Origin of the sequence: Aporhodopirellula sallentina SM41 (assembly GCF_000346505.1) — a bacterium.
Classification (GTDB): domain Bacteria; phylum Planctomycetota; class Planctomycetia; order Pirellulales; family Pirellulaceae; genus Rhodopirellula; species Rhodopirellula sallentina.
Genome location: NZ_ANOH01000004.1, coordinates 1 through 17,952 on the forward strand (window position 1 = coordinate 1; position 17,952 = coordinate 17,952).

Genomic DNA, 17,952 nt, shown 5'->3' on the forward strand with positions numbered 1-17,952 from the left:
GGTTATCGCGCAACAACCGCGGCTAACGCCGATCGGCTAATAGATTTCCGAGTAGGCCGGATGAAGGAGGCTCTGCGACGCGTATCCGGCAGTCGCTTGGAATGCCGGAACGTCGCTTCGCTAGGTCCGGCCTACCAATCGCCCGCAACAACGTCACGCCAGAATCAACCGACGTGCGTTAGCACCGGTTTTCACGCTGCAACCGCGGCTAACGCCGATCGGCTGATTTGGTCTCCGATCCTTTTCAATCATCCGACGACTTCGTATGAATCAATCCGCCTAGATCGGACAAGAGTTTCCCGGTGTTGAAATACAACTGGTCATTGATGGTCTTGGGATCGTAAACGGCCTTAGGATCGTAGGACGCTCTGTCGGCGAAGTGTTGTTTCACCGCGACGCGATATTTCTTTTTGTTGGGGACGGTCGGTCGATACTGCGGGTCGCGGATCAAGCCGATTTGTTCGAACGGGATCGACGGCAGGCGGGCGGTGCGTATTCCCTCGACGTATCGGAAGTCGAGCGAATTGGGGTCACGAAACAATTTCATGCTGATTTCGCGGTTGTCTGCCGACCGAATGAAAGAAACGTCGTCAACGTCCTTCACGCCTTTCTCGCCTCCGGCAACGCGGTACTCAATGTTGCGGAAGTTGTTTGCGAATCGGTTGCCCACGAACTCGCATTCGATCGGGTAGTACCGCATCTCTTCTTGGTTCATGATCTTTCGGAACAGCGGGAAGCGGCTCGCCCACGGTTCGTTGTTCCATCCCTCCGGCCCGATCGCTTTCTCGAGCCGGTACAAATAGTCCGCTTTGTCGCCGCGTTTGAGTTTGCCCGATTCGAACTGCGACATCTTCTTGTAGAGAACTTTGGCGGCCGTTTGCGTGTTGTAGATCCCGATATAGCCTTCGAGGAACAGGTTTCGGTTGACGTGATGCCCGGCACCACCGTTGATCAACACGGCGCGATGAGCGGCTTTGTAGAAGACGTTTTCCTCGATCGTTTCACCTTGGTCCAAATCGTCCGGATAGATCCCGCCTCGCGGATGCAATTGCGGGATGCACATCAAGTGATGGATGAAGTTGTGCCGGATGACGTTTCCCCAACTCCACATTGCCGCACCAGAATAGATCGCGCCACCGTCGCCTTCCTCGTAACCGATGTTGAAAAACTCGTTGCGTTCGATCAGTTGGTCGCAATCGCCAAACGTCATCAGTTGCCCGGGGGCGTTGTGCAAGAGGTTGTGGCGGAAAACATTGCCAACACCTCGCAACCGCACCGCGCCGTAATAATCGCTCGCGTTGACCTGAGTGAAGTGGCAATTGATCGCGAAGTTCTTCCCCGGCTTGAGTTTTCGTACATCCCCGCCACCGAGCGTCAGGTGATTGACCACGTCATAGATATCGCACGAACGCAAACCACAACGTTCGCCTCCGTTGATCACAACGCCCGGTCGTGACGAGTTGCGGATCGTACAACCGGCGAGCACAACATTGGTGCCCGACGCGATCTCAACCGCCGCCGATCCCTTACCGACTCCTTCGACGACAATGTTTTCGATGGCAACGAACGCGGCACCATCGACTCGGAATGGGCCCGGTCCACCGTGTACGCTCAGGATGGAGCCCGCGTGCAGTTCTTTACCCGGGATGAAATAGAAGACGCTTTCTCGCTCGTCGAAAAAGAACTCACCGGGGGCATCGAGTTCGCACAATAGATTGCTGATGATGAACCGGCGGGGCACCTTCGATTTATTGATCACACCGTAGCGGGCGTAGTCGGCGAGTCGGACTTGACCGTTCTCCACCGACGCGACCGGATGCGTCTCGCGGTACCAATCGTATGCCAGGTATCCGGAAACTTTCGCCTCGCCACCGTTTTGCAATTCGCGTTGCCATGCGGAGACGTCTTTGTTTCGAACCGTGAACCGTCCGCCGATCGGATCGTCAATCGACCATTTGGGCGGATTCCCCGGAGTGCGTCCGTGAGCATATTCGGCTCCCTTGTCGATAATTTTGTCGACGTAACCAAAACCAACATTCGGATAACGAGCCCGTTTCATGAAATGACCATCGACACTGCAACTTGCCGAGTCCGCTCGGAGTGCGCTGCGAAGTGCATTGCTGGAAATCGGTTGCGAGAAAACCTGGTTGGATTGCGAGGCGGGCAGTAGCGCGATCACGTCGGGCGACTCGGCGGGACTGGCGTTCTCGAGTGATACGCTGATTCCGGAATCGAACACTGGAACTTCACCTTCGACGGCGCGAAAGGTAATCGGGTTTTCACGTGTCCCGGCGAACCGTTTGTCAAATGTGACTGTGTCGGTCGTGGCGTAGCGTCCCCCGGAAATCCATACCGTGATCGGCTGTTGCCCGGGGCCGGGTTGGCAGGCGAGCACCGCGTCGGCGGCAGCGGCGAGTGATTTTAGCGGCGCGTTCTTGGTTCCCGCGTTTTGGTCGTCACCGTCCGGGCTCATATAGATTTCAGCGGCAGCGGCTTGGCCTGTGTTCGCTGAATCGATCAAATTTGACGCGCTGGATCCAATCGCAATGAAACATGCCAAAAGAAACAGGCGACGAAAGTAGAGCAACCTATCAGTCATCTGGGCTCTCAGTTGGGACGGAGGGATGCGAGCGATCGAGCGTCTTGGTAGGACGCTGCCGGGCACGCAATGAGGGAGGGAATACGGGCGGGGCTGAGGTGGGGACGATATCGCTTTCGTGATACCGCATGGTCGTGTGCGGGAATTGCGCGTGTCGATCGCGGATTGGCACAAAACAAGGACATCATCCTAAGCAGAGTTGCGGAATGAGCAATGCGACGTTTGCTTTGGGTGGGATCTGTTTCGTTGTTGGCGAGTTGGGGAAGAAAGGGGTGAGAATCCATCGAAGACACAACCTCGTCGGCTAGCGTCGGCGAAGGTTTCGCTGAGATCGCTCGTAATCGTGTCACGCTGGGCTGCGGGGTGTTGTCTCCGTTCCGCGGCATGACTGATCTTGACACCGGAGGCTTAAAAAACGAATGCTGCGGCAGCAGTAGCGAGAATCTTGAGCGATTTTTGCCAGAACCACTCGAAAGATACGTGCCGGTGCTTCAACCACAATCCATCTATCGTTCCGTCGCCTGTTCCGTTGTTCACGGTAGTTTGGCCATTGCGGCTTGCCTTTGCTTTTGCGGGACGCCAAACACGGCGTTTGCTCAATCGGACGTCGATCCGTACGCGACCACTGGCTATGCACCTTCGGGATCGTCTTACGGTTTCCCGACGACGAACATTTTCACATCGCCTCCGACGTGGCTGACGGCGGGGAGCACGAATTCGTACACCGGCATTCCCGCGGTAGGGACTTTGCTCGGTGTGGAGCCGGCCAATCGTCTATGGATTCGTGGCGAGTATTTGCACTGGTGGACTGAGGGGATGCAAACCCCGGCGTTAGCGACGACCAGTCCTGACGGAACGGCGCAAGCGGAAGCTGGCGTGCTCGGGTTCGATAACACGACAGTTCTCTTTGGCGGCGGGAAGATCAATGACGGTTCGACTCCAGGGTTGCGGATCAAAGGCGGTTTCTACCTGACACCGACCGCGGCGTTTGGCATCGAGTCGGAGTACTTCTCGCTTGCTGAGCAAGACGACGGATTTTCCGGCGGCACCGGTCGTGAGATTCTCGCTCGTCCTTTTTATGACACCAACGCCGACCAACAGACGTCGCAGTTGATCGACTACCCGGGGTTGGTTGACGGCAGTCTCGCGATCCGATCGGACTCGGACCTGCGTTCGTTTTTAATCGCGGGACGAGCCTCGTTGTGTCCTACCTGCGGCGGGAATTGTGTCGCTTGCCGGAATACGGATCGTGTCGACTGGATCGTCGGCTACCGGCACGTTCGACTGGAAGAAGGGCTCTCGTTTTCCGAAACGCTCGAATCGCTCGATGTGGCCGCACCCGGAACGGTTGAATTGAGCGATCGGTTTTCGACCCGGAATGAATTCAACGGGTTGCAGTTGGGTGTCGCGTACCAAGCGAACCTGAAACGGGTTTGGCTCGAGTCGCTGCTGCGTGTCGCGGTCGGGCAGAACACGCAAAAGGTTTACATTAATGGACAAACCGCGATCACCGAATTCGGTTTGACGGAAAACTACCCGGGCGGTCTACTCGCCCAGCAATACAATTCGGGTACCTACGAACGCGATGAGTTGACGTTGATCCCAGAGATCGGACTGACTCTCGGTGTTCGTATTTTTGATTGGATGCACGCGACGGCGGGTTATACGCTGGTGTACCTACCGGCGGTTGTTCGTCCTGGTGACCAGATCGATACTGACGTTAATCCAGATCTGTTGGCCCCGCCGGTCACGCCACTGACTGGATCACAGCGTCCTGAATTCAGGTTCGTTGAAAGTGACTACTACGCTCAAGGCCTCAGCCTCGGACTGCAACTTCAGTTCTGAGGCCCGTGGCTCCTCAGACCCCACCGAGCCCGTGTCGACCTCAAGCAAACGATCACCTGATCTCCAACGCTCCGATTGCAAAATCCGCGAGGTTTGGATCGCTGCATCCCCGAAGGCCGGCAGCGGCGCGGGGCGAAATCAAATCGATCGATTGGTGAGCCTGCTGCGCGAGAACGACGTCGATTGCCACGTCACGCACAGCATCGAGGCGTTGCAGAAACGCGTTGACGATCCCGAGGTCACACCCGATCACTTTGCAGTGGTCGCCGCAGGCGGTGATGGCACGATCGCGTTGGTCGCGCAGAACCTGCCTCAAGATTTCGCGATCGTCCCGATGCCAATGGGGACCGAAAACTTGCTCGCCCGTCATTGGGGTTTCTCTCCGATGGCCGTCGACGTCGCGGAGACGATCCTGCATGGCGAGCGATTTCGAATGGACGCGGGGCTCGCCAACGGGCGATTGTTCTTGGTCATGGTGACGGCAGGGATGGATGCCGAGGTCGTTCGCGGCATGCACCTCACCCGTCGCGGGCACATTCGACGGTGGAGTTACGCGAAGCCGATTCTGCGTGCGATCTCACGGTACTCGTATCCAGTCATCCGTTCGGTGGAACGCATGGTCGGGGACGCGGCGGACCGGTCCAGCGATAGCGAGCGCGAAACATGCGGCGGCCGGGGTGATAGTGGCGAAAGCGATGGCCTTGGTGACCAGCCGATTGCAGCGACATCGGGCGATATTGAGACCACGGTGGACGCATGTTGGATGATGGCGTTCAACATCCCTCGTTACGCCGGCGGTTTAGGAATCGAACCGGACGCGTCGCCCAACGACGGGTTGCTCGATCTGATCGCGATGCGTCGCGGTTATCTATGGAACGGTTTGCATTATCTGACCCGAATAAAGCTTGGGTGGCACCTTTTGCACCGTGACGTCACCCGGCGGCGCGTCCGTCAGGTCACGTGGTCGGCGCCGTCGCGGGTGCCCTATCAGGTCGACGGTGACTACGCCGGCCGTCTTCCGGTGCAGATCGAGGTCTTGCCGAGTCGCGTGACGCTGTTGCGGCCGAAAACGGCGTAAGACGCCACGTCGGTTGCTCGTTCTGAGCTCGATCTCTCTGAGGCGATCTTTCTGAGCTCGATCTTTCATGTGGCGACATCTCTGAGGGCAATTCTCCGCCGTTCTTTTCATCGCATTCTTAGTGGCTTTCTTCGTGATGCTCCTAGGGAGAATTCTTCGCCGCGCTCTCTGCGACGCATTTTGGCGAACTCAGCCTGCCTGCCAGTTTGTCGCACCGACCATGCAGAATGCGCCCAATACTTGACGCAGAAGCGCATAGACTACAAGATGCGGCGTCAGCCGTTAGAAAAGTATTGCTTCGTTGTTTAGAAACGCGATTGTTGAGTCATGTCAAAAGCGTGGTCGAGTTTTGTCGCCGGATTGCTGATCGGAATTCTGGTCGCGACCGTCGGGTTCGCCGGGTTCCTGCGATTCGGTTCGCCCGGTGATGCCAATTCGTCTGCCATGGTGCTCAAGCTCGCCCATGGTCTGGACACCAACCATCCGGTCCACTTGGCGATGGAGGATATGAAGACGCGTCTCGAGGAACTCTCTGGTGGATCGATGACAATCGATATCTACCCCAGTGCCGTGTTAGGCGCCGAAACCGAATGCATTGAACAATTGCAAAACGGTTCCCTGGCGATGACTAAAACCTCCGCCGCGGCGTTGGAAAACTTCATTCCCTCGATGGCTGTTTTTAGTCTGCCTTATGTATTCCGTGACGAAGCTCATTATTGGGACGTGCTCGAAGGACCGCTCGGTGAGGAATTGCTCCGCAAGGGCGAGGGTAAGCTGCTCCGAGGGCTTTGTTATTACGATGCGGGAAGCCGAAATTTCTATACGAAGAAAACTCCCATCCGCAGCCCTGAAGACCTGCAAGGTAAAAAGATTCGGGTGATGAACAGCTTCACGGCGATCGAGATGGTCAAGGCGATGGGCGGTGCACCGACGCCGATCGCATGGGGCGAACTGTACTCGGCGTTGGCCCAAGGCACCGTCGACGGCGCCGAAAACAATCTACCGAGTTTTTCGACAAACAAACACTACGAAGTCTGCAAACATTTCTCGCTCGACGGTCACTCGCGAATCCCTGACATGTTGTTGATGAGCCTACCGGTGTGGCAGTCTCTTTCGGCGCAGCAACAAGAATGGCTGCAGGCCGCCGCGAGTGAATCGGCTGAGTTTCAACGCGAGTTGTGGCAGAAAGAAACGATCGCCGCCTTACAAAAAGCCAAAGACGAAGGCGTCACGGTCTATGACGTGGACATTGCGGCGTTTGCGAAAAAGGTACAGCCAATGTTAGACAGCGTTGAAAATCCCGAAATCCAATCATGGCTCGAACGAATCCGTGAAGTGAACTAAGAATCGACATAAGACCTTGGCTGCCGTTCGGCGTTGGCCGTAATTTCCTCGGCAGTAATTTCCTCGGCATTGGTTTCCTTGGCATTGGTTTCCTTGGCATTGGTTTCCTTGGCATTGGTTTCCTTGACATTGGTTTCCTGGAGACGATCGAGATAAACGCCCGCCGGCTAAATTTTTCTATCGAGAGCATCGAATTGATTCTAACGCTTTGGTTCTAACACAAAGTCCCGTGATCGAAGTCCCTCGCAAACTTACATAATCTGAAAACGGAGTGCGAAGAATGCACTCGTGAGCCCGACCGGCTCGACACGTTCCCCATCTCAAAACCGAATGCATCAACACATCAAGAGAATCGTCCAGGGCCTCACCAAAGTTCTGCAGTGGCTGTTGATCGCTGCGATGGCGTTGTTGGTTCTCGATGTGGTTTGGGGTGTGATGACGCGATACATCGGCGGTGAGCAAGCGAGTTGGACGGAAGAGCTCGCTCGCTTTCTTTTGATCTGGGTCGCGTTGCTGGGCGGCGCGGTCGCGTTCGATACGAAGAGCCACCTCGGTGTGGACTACTTTGTCGGCAAGTTCGAAACGGGCGTCCGTAAGAGTCTTCGCATCTTTACTCATTTCGTTGTGTTGTTCTTCGCAATCACGATTTTTGTCATCGGAGGAGCGAGAGTCGTCTATGACGCACTCGTGCTCGATCAAACCACTCCCGCCCTGGGGTGGAAGATGGGGCACGTTTATTTGGTCATCCCGATCGCGGGCTGTTTCATGGCATTGTTTACGATCGCTCATTTAATCGAGACGTTCAGCGGCGACGACGAAGCACCACAGAAGGCGGATTGATGGGAAGCGTTGCAATAATCCTGGTTGTCACCTTTGGCGTGATGCTCGTTCTTAATGTTCCGATCGCGGTTGCGATCGCGTTGGCGAGCTTCGTTGCGATTCTCGCCGAGGGTTCCGATCCGTCTGTGGTGCTGGCATCGCGCATGGTCAGCGGTGTGAACAGTTTCGCTCTTCTGGCGATTCCGTTCTTCATCTTGTCCGGTCACTTGATGGGCAAAGGCGGTTTGGCGAGGCGTTTGATCGACTTTGCGTCCACGTTGGTGGGGCGTTTGCCGGGTGGACTCGGATACGTCAATACGCTGACGTGCATGTTGTTCGGTTCGATCTCCGGATCGGCTGCCGCAGCGGTTTCCTCGGTAGGCGGGTTCATGATTCCGGAGATGAACCGGAAAGGCTATTCGCGAGAGTTCAACGTCGCCGTGACGACCACCGCGGCCACGACCGGTCTGATGATTCCGCCGAGCAACATCATGATCGTCTATTCGGTCGCCGCCGGTTCGGTATCGATCGCCGCGATGTTCATGGCCGGTGTTTTGCCCGGGGTTCTGTCCGGGCTCTGCATCATGTTGGTTGCCGGTGTGATCTCGGTGTTCTCGGGTTACCGCGGCGAAGTCGTCGAGATGGCAAAATGGAAACCGATTGTTGCGACGTTGGTGATTGCCGGAATGCTAGCCACCGCGATCGCGGCCCCGCAAATCAGCCTAGTTGTGTCATTGGCGATCGTCAGTCTGCTCGCGGTCGTTTGCTTAGCCTGCTTTACAACTTTCCGGCGTGCCTTTTTCACGTTGCTGCTGATCTTTATCGTTATCGGTGGGATTCTCGGTGGGGTGTTTACCGCGACCGAGGCCGCCGCGATCGCGGTCGTTTACTCATTCATTTTGTCGGTGCTGGTCTATCGTGAGATCAAGATCGGCGAGCTGCCGGACATTCTGCTCGAGTCGGGGATCACGACGGCGGTGGTGATGCTGCTGATTGGGGCGAGTTCGGGCATGAGTTGGATCATGACGATGGCGAACATCCCACAAACCGTCAGCGCCGCGTTGCTCGACATGTCGGACAACCCGTTGGTGATCCTTTTGATGATCAACCTGCTGTTGATCTTGGTCGGGACGTTCATGGACATGACCCCGGCCGTGTTGATTTTCACGCCGATCTTTTTGCCCGTGGTTACGACGCTCGGGATGCATCCGGTTCATTTTGGAATCATGATGATCGCCAACCTGTGCATCGGACTTTGCACGCCGCCGGTGGGGACGTGTTTGTTCATCGGATGCGGAGTCGGGAAGACCACGATCGCGAAAGCCACACCGACGCTGCTGCCGTTTTTCGGTGCGATGATTGTGGCGCTCATGGTGATCACGTACACGCCATCGGTGTCGCTGTGGTTACCCGTTCAAACCAAACAACTCAAAGCGATTGAAGTCGAAAAGGCGTTCTTTATGAACGAGCAGAAATAGAACCCATTTGAAAACTGATCAGCCGATCGGCATTCGCCGCGGCGAATACGATACGACCGGGGATGAGAACTCTTTCTGAGACAATGTAGCCGCTGTCGGCAGACTTCGGTGGCGTTAGTTCGGGCCGGTTCAGCGACGGGGATTGGATACGTCAAATTGCAAAACGCTCTAACGTCCGTCGTTGATCAACTTACGAAGGTTTTTTGATGGTTTTCCTACCTGTTTAACAACCGGTTTCGCCCGGAAACTGTTCGCTTTTGTGTCACTGTCCCTCAACCCATTCCTTTGAAAAAGAACCTACGATGTACAACCTGAAGTGGCCTCTCGCCATCGCGAGCGTGCTGTTGCTGTGCGGCATTCTGTCGGCTGAAGAAATCTACCGCGACGGATGGATCGATCGGAACAAGAACGGCGAGATGGATCCGTATGAGAACCCGGAACTGTCCGTCGACGAACGGGTTGCCGACCTGATCGGCCGGATGAACATGGATGAAAAGACCGCTCAGATGGGAACCATCTATGGTCACAAACGCGTCTTGAAGACAACGCACCCGACCGAAGATTGGAAGAACCGGGTGTGGAAAGACGGCATCGGCAACATCGATGAACACGCAAACGGTGTTCGCGAAGTGATGGACATGACGGGCCATTCCGAGCACGCTGATTTGCTGAACCTGATCCAGCGATGGTTTATCGAGGAAACCCGGTTGGGCATTCCGGTCGACTTCACTAACGAGGGAATTCGTGGTCTGTGCCATACCCTCGCGAGCAACTTCCCAAGCCAACTCGGCATCGGCGCGACATGGGACCGCGATCTCGTAAGGCAGATCGGTGAGATTACCGGTTCGGAGGCGAAGGCTCTTGGTTACACGAACATCTATTCGCCGATTCTCGATGTGGTCCGTGACCCGCGTTGGGGACGAACGATCGAGTGTTATGGCGAGTCCCCTTATCTCGTCGGTGAACTCGGAAAGCAGCAAACGCTCGGTCTGCAGTCGCAAGGTGTTGCGTCGACCGTGAAGCACTTTGCCGCCTACAGCACGCCCCACGGTGGCCGTGACGGACGTGCACGGACCGATCCGCAAGTTCCGTTTCGTGACATGCACGAGATCTTGCTGCATCCTTTCGAGAAGGTGTTTACGGAAGCGAACCCGAAAGGTGCAATGAGTTCGTACAACACCTACGACGGCGTGCCGGTCACGGGCAGTGGGTACTTCCTGACCGAGCTGCTGCGGGACACGTATGGGTTTCGAGGTTATGTGGTTTCGGACAGCGGCGCGGTTTCGCGGCTGCATGCTCAGCACGAAGTGGCGAGCGATTTCGAAGAGGCGATTGCTCAGGCCGTGAACGCGGGGCTGAACGTTCGGACGAATTTCAAGAAAGCAGAAGACTTTGTCATCCCACTGCGTAAGGTCGTCGCGGACGGTCGGATCAGCGAAGAGACGATCAACTCCCGCGTCGCGGATGTTCTGCGCGTGAAGTTTGAACTCGGACTGTTCGATGAACCTTTTGTCGATCCCGACGCGGCACCAGGAAAAATCCACACCGAAGCGAACGAAGCGACGACGCTGCGTGCCGCTCGCGAGGCAATGGTGCTGCTAAAGAACGATGGGGTCCTGCCGCTGAGTCTCGATGAGTGCGGAACGCTGCTCGTGACTGGCCCTGCGGCTGACGATGCGTCTCCGATGATCAGTCGTTACGGGCCGGGGACGTCCGACGTGACGACGCCTCTGCAAGGAATCAAGCGTTTCGTGGGTGACGAAGCCAAGGTGATTCACTCCGAAGGCGTTGCCTACTACGACGAGACGTTTCCTGGTTCGGGCATTCTGCCTCAGCCGCCCAACAAGCAAGAGCAGGTAAAACTCGACGAAGCGATCGCGGCGGCCGAACAAGCGGACGTGATTGTTTGTGTGATGGGCGACAACGACGACACCGTGGGCGAGTCTCGCTCGCGGACCGATTTGAATTTGCCCGGGCATCAGGACTTGCTCGTCCAAGAGATGGTCAAAACCGGCAAGCCGGTTGTGGTTGTCCTGATGATCGGACGGGCCGCGACGGTGAACTGGATTCAAGAGCATGCCAACGGAATCTTGGTTTCCTGGCACGGGGGCGAGAAAATTGGACAGGCAGTCGCCGAAACTCTCTTCGGCGAAAACAACCCCGGTGGCAAGTTGCCGATCACGTTTCCGAAGACTGTCGGCCAGATCCCGTTGGCGGTTCCGCACCGCAATGGCGCGTGGTCGAAACAGGAAGCTCGTCACGATCCCAACGGATGGGGAACGACCCGAGTGCTCGGGCCGCTTTACTACTTCGGATACGGACTCAGCTACACGACGTTCGAGTACAGCGATCTGGAGATCTCGCCATCGAAGGCCAACGCGGACACTGAAATCAAGGTGACGTGCAAGGTGACTAACACGGGCGACCGTGACGGGGACGCTGTCGTGCAGCTCTATGTCAAAGACGTTGTTGCCTCGGTAGCACCGTATGAGCAAGTCTTGCGTGGTTTCGAACGCGTGGGATTGTCGGCCGGCGAAAGCAAAACGGTCAGCTTCACGTTGACGCCTAAGCGTGACCTCAAGATGCTCAATCGTGACAATGAGTGGGTGGTCGAACCGGGGCGTTTTGAGGTGATGGTGAGTGACTGTTCGGGCGATGACGGCGTTCGTCTGAGAGACGAGATCGAAATCACGCCTTAGCACGCTACGAAGTCTGGCGATTTCGGATACTTGGTTCTTGGAGATGTCCTCGTCGGTTGTATCAGCTCCGTTTTCGGGTAGTGGATCTTGTTAAAGGTCCTGATGCACGAGGATCTTTAACAAGATCCTTTACGACCTAGCCGTGAAAGGTGCTGTGGCAATCGTCGCCGAGATTTTTGGCGATTCATTTGCCCTCCCGAAACTCTCGGCGATTTTCACTACCCTAAAATTGAGCCGGACTTGGGTCGGCGACGGCACGACGGGTGTTCTTCGTGCGAAGTTGCATGGGTGGTCAAACGAAAAGAGCCGGTTCACGTTTTCGCGTGCACCGGCTCTTTGTTTTCTATCGGAGCTTTCGGCTCGCGCTTCTAACGCAGGCTCTTGCCGAATGCGGTTCGGAGTTTGCCGAGGTAGCTGTCGGCATCGTTGACTTCCGAAAGCACCTTCTGGCTCATTTCCTCGATCGACCGGTCAGCCGATGCGAGCAGGGTTTGAGCCTCGGTTTGTTGCTTCGACATCCATTCCCGCATGCTGAGCATTTGCTCGCGGTGAACCGACTCAACCTTGGCGGCCAGTTTGGCTTTGCTGACTTCGAGTTGCTTGGCGATCGCACCCCGAGCGGCGTCGCTGAACGCGTTGCCGAGGTTGGTGTTCAGATCAAGGTCGAGGTCACGCCAATCGCCGCGGAAGGTTGCATCCACTTCGATCGTGTTGATATCGGCGAGTGATTGATTCATCGAAAGAATCGCAGCCGAGTTTGCCGCATCGCCGTCCACGGCGAGGTGCATGTTGACGCCGATTTGTTTGCTGACCAAACGACCTTCTACGTCTTCGCCTTGGCTGTTGAGTTGAACCCAAACTTCGCGTTGGCCGCCACTGATCGCAACGGCAACGTCACTGCCATCACCGAGGCGAACCGGATCGACTCGCATTTGTGGCCAGTGTAAGGTGAGTCGATCGATCGAATCGCCTTGGCGGCGGTCGCGTACATAATCGACCTGAACGGTTTCGGGGCCTTCTAGCAACAAGCGGGCACGCGTCGGGTCGGCGAGCAATTCGGGTTGCGGGGTCATGTTCTCGACCACACCGGTCAGGGCGTAGGTCTTGCCGTCGGCTCGCATCAGTCCGTCCACCTGGCACTCACGAATGAGCATTTCAGGTTTACGACGTGAACCGAGGAAGTCGAAATCTTCGCCGCGGACGCGTTCGGTGTCCGGTGCGACGACGGTGTAGTTGGCGAGCGTACGGCCGTTGTCGAGGTAGCCTTGGAGCTGCGTGAGCGAACGACGAATTTCAGCGGAGATCAAATCCACGCCGAAGTTTTTCGATTCGCTGAGGTCGCCGGGCACGTAGGCGTCGACCTTCGCGAGGTCAGCTTGGCGAGCCTGTTCGAGACGACGCAGGTCGGCTTGCATCTCGGCAGGCAACGCATCGATCTTGGCTCGAACTTCGAGCAGTTCTTCACGAGCCGTGCGTGCTTCGGCGAGTGTTCGTTCCAGTTCCGGCCAGTCACGGAGCGGGTTGTCGATTCCTTTGGCTGCGTCGCGGATTGTTTTGACGCGTTGTTCGAGATCGCGAGCTTGTTGCAACAAGTATGCGTACTCGTCTTCCCAGCGATTGCGAATCTCTTCACCGGTGCGAACCGTTTCGAGGTTCTCGCCGATCTCTTCCGCCCGGTCGGTTAGACCGTTTGTGAACTGCGAGAGCATCTTGCTGATCATCGACGGACTGTTGTCGTCCGGAGTCACGTCGACTTCGTCTTCGTAATGCCCGGAGTTGTCACGCTGCGTACCGATTTGCAAACCCGCGATGCGAGCTTGGCGGACGACCCAGCGACGACGCAGGAACGCGTCACCGTCGACGACCAAGTCGACCGAGTCGGCGACGAACGCGTCGCGGAACTCTTTGCCGTCACGCGGGTCGGCCACATGCACGTTGGCATAGTGGATCGACGGAGGAAACAGGCCGACTTTCGCCGAACCGATTTCCGCACGTGCGCCGGTGGAACTTTCCAGCCCGGCCACGGTGATGTACGTCGCCATCGGGCCGAGGCCCAACGCGAGGATCATCAGAATTGCGACAACGATAATTACTCGTGTCAATAAAAAACGCCAACGAATCATGCCGCATCCTTGTCTTGGGAATCACGCAATTGGCGAAGCAAATAACTCAACGCTTCGTCAATCTTTTGTTGGTCATCGACATCCGAACCTTTCGGATCGGCGGCCGGAGAAGTCGTGTTGGAAGGTGTGTTTGAGGTGTCCGTGCCGGACTCGCCTTTGGTCTTCTTCGCAGGCGTGGTTGACGCAGCGATAGCGACTCGTGTTTCGCGAGCGGGAGTTGCGGGCTCAGCCGGTTTAGTCACTGAGTCGGTAGGTGTACCCTCGTCGATTCGGCGGACGTCGTAGACGCGTCCGGAAGTCGCGGTGTGGGGTTGGACGGTGGTTGGCGCCGACGGTTGAGGTGACTGTGGTGCCACCGGCCGCGATGGTTTCACGTGAGGACGTGTTGTTTTGACGTGAGCAGCATCCAATCGTGCGACGCTGGCTTCTTCGTCATGAATGCGTGATTGATCTTCGCGCGGTTTGATTCGCTGCAGCGAGACACCTTCCTCGAGTTCATCCTCGAGCGGAGCCCAGGCTCGAAAGATGGGGTAGGTGATGAGGAACAACGGTACCAACGCGGCCAATCCGATCGCGAAGCTACCCGCGACGACGGTGTTGTTCAGGTCGGTCCACGGCATCAGCGGATACTGCCACGCGATCGCCAGGTTTTCCGCGATCGTCGGATATTCAAAGAGCCATCGGCCGACGGAATCGAACGTGGGGTCGATCCGTGGCGCGACCATCGTGATGGCGATGCCGACGAGCGCGACCATCGCGTGATTGACGCGGAGTGTGAGGACGAGCATCACCAACGCGACGGCGAGTAGGTTGCCGTGCGGTATGAGTCCTAACAACACGCCAAATGCGACGCCCCAGGCCAATTGCGACGGATGTTTCCGTCCCGCAATCGCCTTGCGCAGGCTGTTTATGAGTTTTATGGTCCAAAGTATCATGGCATGCCGCCTCTTGCGGTAGAACGCTTCGCAGACTGATTGATCAATCAATGCCGCGCCGATTGCATCAACGCGCTATCCGGATTAATCGGCACCATCGGCACGATCATTGAATACAATCGCCGAATTCGATTCTGCCAGAGCAAAAGTTGTCTTTTGTTCATCGCGAACGCGTCGGTGCGTTCAGGAATCGGCGGTCAGTGCAGCGCAAAGAGAAAGAGTGCCGAGGCCATAGAATGTGTATTCCACGTCGGAGACCTGATCCAGCGTGAAACCGACGAACCCGCCCTCGGGTGCCTGCATCGATTCGGCGTAGCGTTGCACTCGCGGTACGGAAACCAGGTCGGTTTGATCGAGATCGACCAGCGTCGTTAACGCCGTGAAACTGCTCAGCAGGTCTGCAAACGGGATGCGTGTGTTGGCCGTGAAGCCGCCCTCATCGCCCTGCATGTCGGCGACAAACTCGGCGGTATCCTGCTCCGCACCGGTATCGAGAAAGCCCAGCGTTTTCAGAGTGCCGATGGCTGCGGCGGTCGGGTTCACGCCTGCTCGTTTTGCTACCCGGATCTCCAAATACCCGCCGTCCTCGTGTTGTTGAGATTCCAGGAACCTGGCGATCGACTCCGTGTCGGCAACGGGGACATCCATGAGTTCATGGCATAGCACCGTTAGAAACGTCTGGTAAGTGCTGCCGGCGCGGCCTTCGGGGGTTTTGGCAAAACCGCCATCGTCACATCGCAGCGTCGAAAGCGTCGCGGCGACGTTGTGACGCCAATCCGCGTCGTCGTCGGAGATGACCACGACGCCGGTCGCCATTTCGACAATCGCCGACGCGAAAATCAGCGAGATCAGGTCGATGACGCTGTCTCGCCGCGTCATTCGCTGGCGGAGAAAGCGAGCGGACGCTTGCCCGATGGTCTCGTCGAGTTCACCGAGGATCCAAAGGGCTCGCAAAGCGAACGCGGTGTAGTAGGGATCGCTGTCGCCTTCGCGTCCGGCGAAACCACCGTCGTCACGTTGTTGTTTTCGTAGCCACTGTGCATGCCGAGATCGCAGTTCTGCGGGCAGCAGCGATGCACCGACCGCCAATCGCATCGTCAATTCGTTCAGGTATCCGCTCATGGGCGTGAATTTGTCGAGGCTCTCGGCGTGATGGTTGGTCCGACGAAGACTGTACCCGAAAAGGCATGATCGGATTCGCCGGCGTGTGATCGGTCGGAAGAGGCGACTGAGTTTGTCCCGATCGTCTCGTTTGGGGCCCTTCAGCCGCAGAGAACGTTGTCCGATCAATGGGGGCTCGGAGAATTTCCGAGGGCGTCAGTGAGTCGCGAAAGGATAGCGGAAAGGATTCGGTTTCATAGTGAGCGTTTCGTTGCGAGTGATACAACCGGAGCAATCGGACCAAACGGATTTTACAACGAGTATTCGGAAAACCTAGCAAAGACGGTTTGCTGTTCAGGCGTTTCTATCGTGGGACCTGACCTAGGGTTTGCTCGAGTAGAAAGATTATTTGCTCATCGTATGAAACATTTCTTCCTTTGCGCCCATGATGCGATCATGTCTGCCGTAATGAAAACCTCGCACCGCCACGCACTCGAATCGAGCGGATGTGAACCCGCATCTTCCGCACGCGGTCGTTGCACCTCGTTCGCCCAAGGCGTTCGCAATCTACTCCGTGAAGAGGACGGCACGACCGCGGTCGAATATGCCGTCATGGTCGCGATGATTGCAGTCACTTGTATGGTCGGTGTCGCCTTGATGACGCAAGCAGCAGAAGAGAGCTTTTTGAATTCAGCAGAAGCGATCGGTAACGCATAGCGTTCCCTCGCACGACACTCTCGTTGAGTGCCGATTGAAGATGTCGCCGTTTGTGCCCCCAAACCGCTATCGAGATCCCTCATGTCCTCACGCCCGATTCGCCAGCAATTGCTGGTCGAACAGGATGTCCAGGTAAGTCTAATCTTTCGCGCAGTGCTCTATGGCGCCGCGTGCATGACCTACTTCACCGTCATCCAGTTCTTCACGCAAGCCATGCACCACCCCGGCATCTTGATGTCGGAGATCTTCCTCTCGTTGACCGATGAGGCGATCTACTGGGTCCCCGGATTCCTGGTTCTCGGGCCGTTGATGGTTTACGACATGTTGCGGATCACCAATCGTGTCGCGGGACCGATCTACAGCATGCGGCGCGAGATGCGTGCCATCGCCAGCGGTGCGGACGGTCGTGGGCTGAAGTTCCGCAACGACGACTATTGGGATTCGCTCGCAACGGAATTCAACGAGCTTCGGCAAACCATTCTCGACCTGCGGGAGGAGAACGAGTACCTGCGAGAAAACCAAGCACCCGCCGAGCCAGCCGAGACGCCCGCCGAACCCAGTTCTGCCGATGAAGCCGCCGGCGCGGACGACGATGCCGACGTGCAGTTGGTCGATGAGCAGTTGGCGGATGAAGTGAACATGGAAAAGGCCGGCGCAGTCGTCCCGAGCTGATCGTTGCCGATCCCCGCCGAAATTTTGGAAATTTAGGCACTCGATTGAGTGCTTCCCCGTATCCACGCGAGTCACGTTTTCTCCGATAATAAGAATTGTTGGGGTAACGTGACCCGGCGGCTGGGTTTGGGGGCCGAGCAAAACCAGCCGCTGAGGTCGCTCTCTCGGTACCGCCCCTTCTCATCGATCGGTCTCCATGGAAATCTGTGTCTTCGTGGAAGGGGGACAGTCGATTTCTCCCGGTAGCGTTCTTCACGCCGCCCATGTTGCCAAGCCAGGGCCAGCGACATTCACCGTGAGGTGGCTGCCGGTATTTACCGAGCGATGTTGAATCGCGTGAGGGATATGCGCGTCGGTACCGTCGATTCGGATCTGCGGTCTGCAACGCACCAGACGTGAAATTGAGGGCGAACATCCGCGTCGGAGGGCACGTCATGAAGCAATCGTGACTCGGTTTCGTGATACATTATGAGAACCGACGCCGTCAGGCTCGGCGTCGGCTAGTAATTCATGTCAACTTGATTTTCGGGTAGTGGACGAGG

12 protein-coding genes are annotated in these 17,952 nt (G+C 56.8%); 8 read left to right on the plus strand and 4 right to left on the minus strand.

The genetic code is table 11. The annotated features are described in order from the left end of the window. Positions 1-244 precede the first annotated feature (244 nt). On the minus strand, positions 245-2,599 hold the full coding sequence (locus tag RSSM_RS00330; protein ID WP_008673144.1) for a right-handed parallel beta-helix repeat-containing protein: 2,355 nt from the start codon (positions 2,597-2,599) through the stop codon (positions 245-247). 384 nt (positions 2,600-2,983) lie between these two features. Between RSSM_RS00330 and RSSM_RS00340 the strand changes: the two genes are divergently transcribed. The 6 genes from RSSM_RS00340 to RSSM_RS00365 all read left to right on the plus strand — a co-directional run bounded on the left by RSSM_RS00340 (position 2,984) and on the right by RSSM_RS00365 (position 11,862). Further along, on the plus strand, positions 2,984-4,444 hold the full coding sequence (locus tag RSSM_RS00340) for a BBP7 family outer membrane beta-barrel protein (RefSeq protein WP_081613647.1): 1,461 nt from the start codon (positions 2,984-2,986) through the stop codon (positions 4,442-4,444). A gap of 31 nt (positions 4,445-4,475) precedes the next feature. Further along, on the plus strand, positions 4,476-5,522 hold the full coding sequence (locus RSSM_RS00345; protein WP_008673148.1) for a diacylglycerol/lipid kinase family protein: 1,047 nt from the start codon (positions 4,476-4,478) through the stop codon (positions 5,520-5,522). A 327-nt stretch (positions 5,523-5,849) separates the two neighbouring features. Beyond that, positions 5,850-6,866: a TRAP transporter substrate-binding protein gene (locus RSSM_RS00350; RefSeq protein WP_008673150.1), complete on the plus strand. Its 1,017-nt coding sequence runs from the start codon at positions 5,850-5,852 to the stop codon at positions 6,864-6,866. 330 nt (positions 6,867-7,196) lie between these two features. Continuing rightward, on the plus strand, positions 7,197-7,706 hold the full coding sequence (locus RSSM_RS00355; protein WP_008673152.1) for a TRAP transporter small permease: 510 nt from the start codon (positions 7,197-7,199) through the stop codon (positions 7,704-7,706). Then, the gene (locus RSSM_RS00360) at positions 7,706-9,163 is read left to right on the plus strand and encodes a TRAP transporter large permease (protein ID WP_008673154.1); all 1,458 of its coding nucleotides are present in this window, start codon (positions 7,706-7,708) and stop codon (positions 9,161-9,163) included. Before RSSM_RS00355 ends, RSSM_RS00360 begins: the two co-directional genes overlap by 1 nt. Positions 9,164-9,465: 302 nt before the next feature. Continuing rightward, positions 9,466-11,862 (plus strand): glycoside hydrolase family 3 N-terminal domain-containing protein, encoded by a 2,397-nt coding sequence (locus tag RSSM_RS00365; RefSeq protein WP_008673156.1) that lies wholly within the window; start codon positions 9,466-9,468, stop codon positions 11,860-11,862. Between the two features lie 368 nt (positions 11,863-12,230). On the opposite strand, the gene RSSM_RS00370 is transcribed toward RSSM_RS00365, so the two are convergent. The 3 genes from RSSM_RS00370 to RSSM_RS00380 all read right to left on the minus strand — a co-directional run bounded on the left by RSSM_RS00370 (position 12,231) and on the right by RSSM_RS00380 (position 16,210). Then, positions 12,231-13,985, minus strand: a complete 1,755-nt coding sequence (locus tag RSSM_RS00370; RefSeq protein ID WP_008673159.1) for a TIGR03545 family protein — start codon at positions 13,983-13,985, stop codon at positions 12,231-12,233. Next, entirely contained in the window at positions 13,982-14,920 is a 939-nt protein-coding gene (locus RSSM_RS00375) for a TIGR03546 family protein (RefSeq protein WP_044300350.1), read from the minus strand. The genes RSSM_RS00370 and RSSM_RS00375 overlap by 4 nt, the downstream gene beginning before the upstream one ends. Positions 14,921-15,103: 183 nt before the next feature. Next, positions 15,104-16,210, minus strand: coding sequence for a prenyltransferase/squalene oxidase repeat-containing protein (locus tag RSSM_RS00380; protein WP_008673163.1), 1,107 nt, complete (start codon positions 16,208-16,210; stop codon positions 15,104-15,106). A 267-nt stretch (positions 16,211-16,477) separates the two neighbouring features. On the opposite strand from RSSM_RS00380, the gene RSSM_RS34375 reads away from it, so the two are divergent. Together RSSM_RS34375 and RSSM_RS00390 are read left to right on the plus strand one after the other, a co-directional pair. Beyond that, positions 16,478-16,738, plus strand: a complete 261-nt coding sequence (locus RSSM_RS34375) for a Flp family type IVb pilin (RefSeq protein ID WP_236620849.1) — start codon at positions 16,478-16,480, stop codon at positions 16,736-16,738. Positions 16,739-16,819: 81 nt separating this feature from the next. After that, a complete protein-coding gene (locus RSSM_RS00390) occupies positions 16,820-17,410 on the plus strand; it encodes a hypothetical protein (RefSeq protein WP_044300352.1) in 591 nt (196 codons plus the stop codon). Positions 17,411-17,952: the final 542 nt, after the last annotated feature.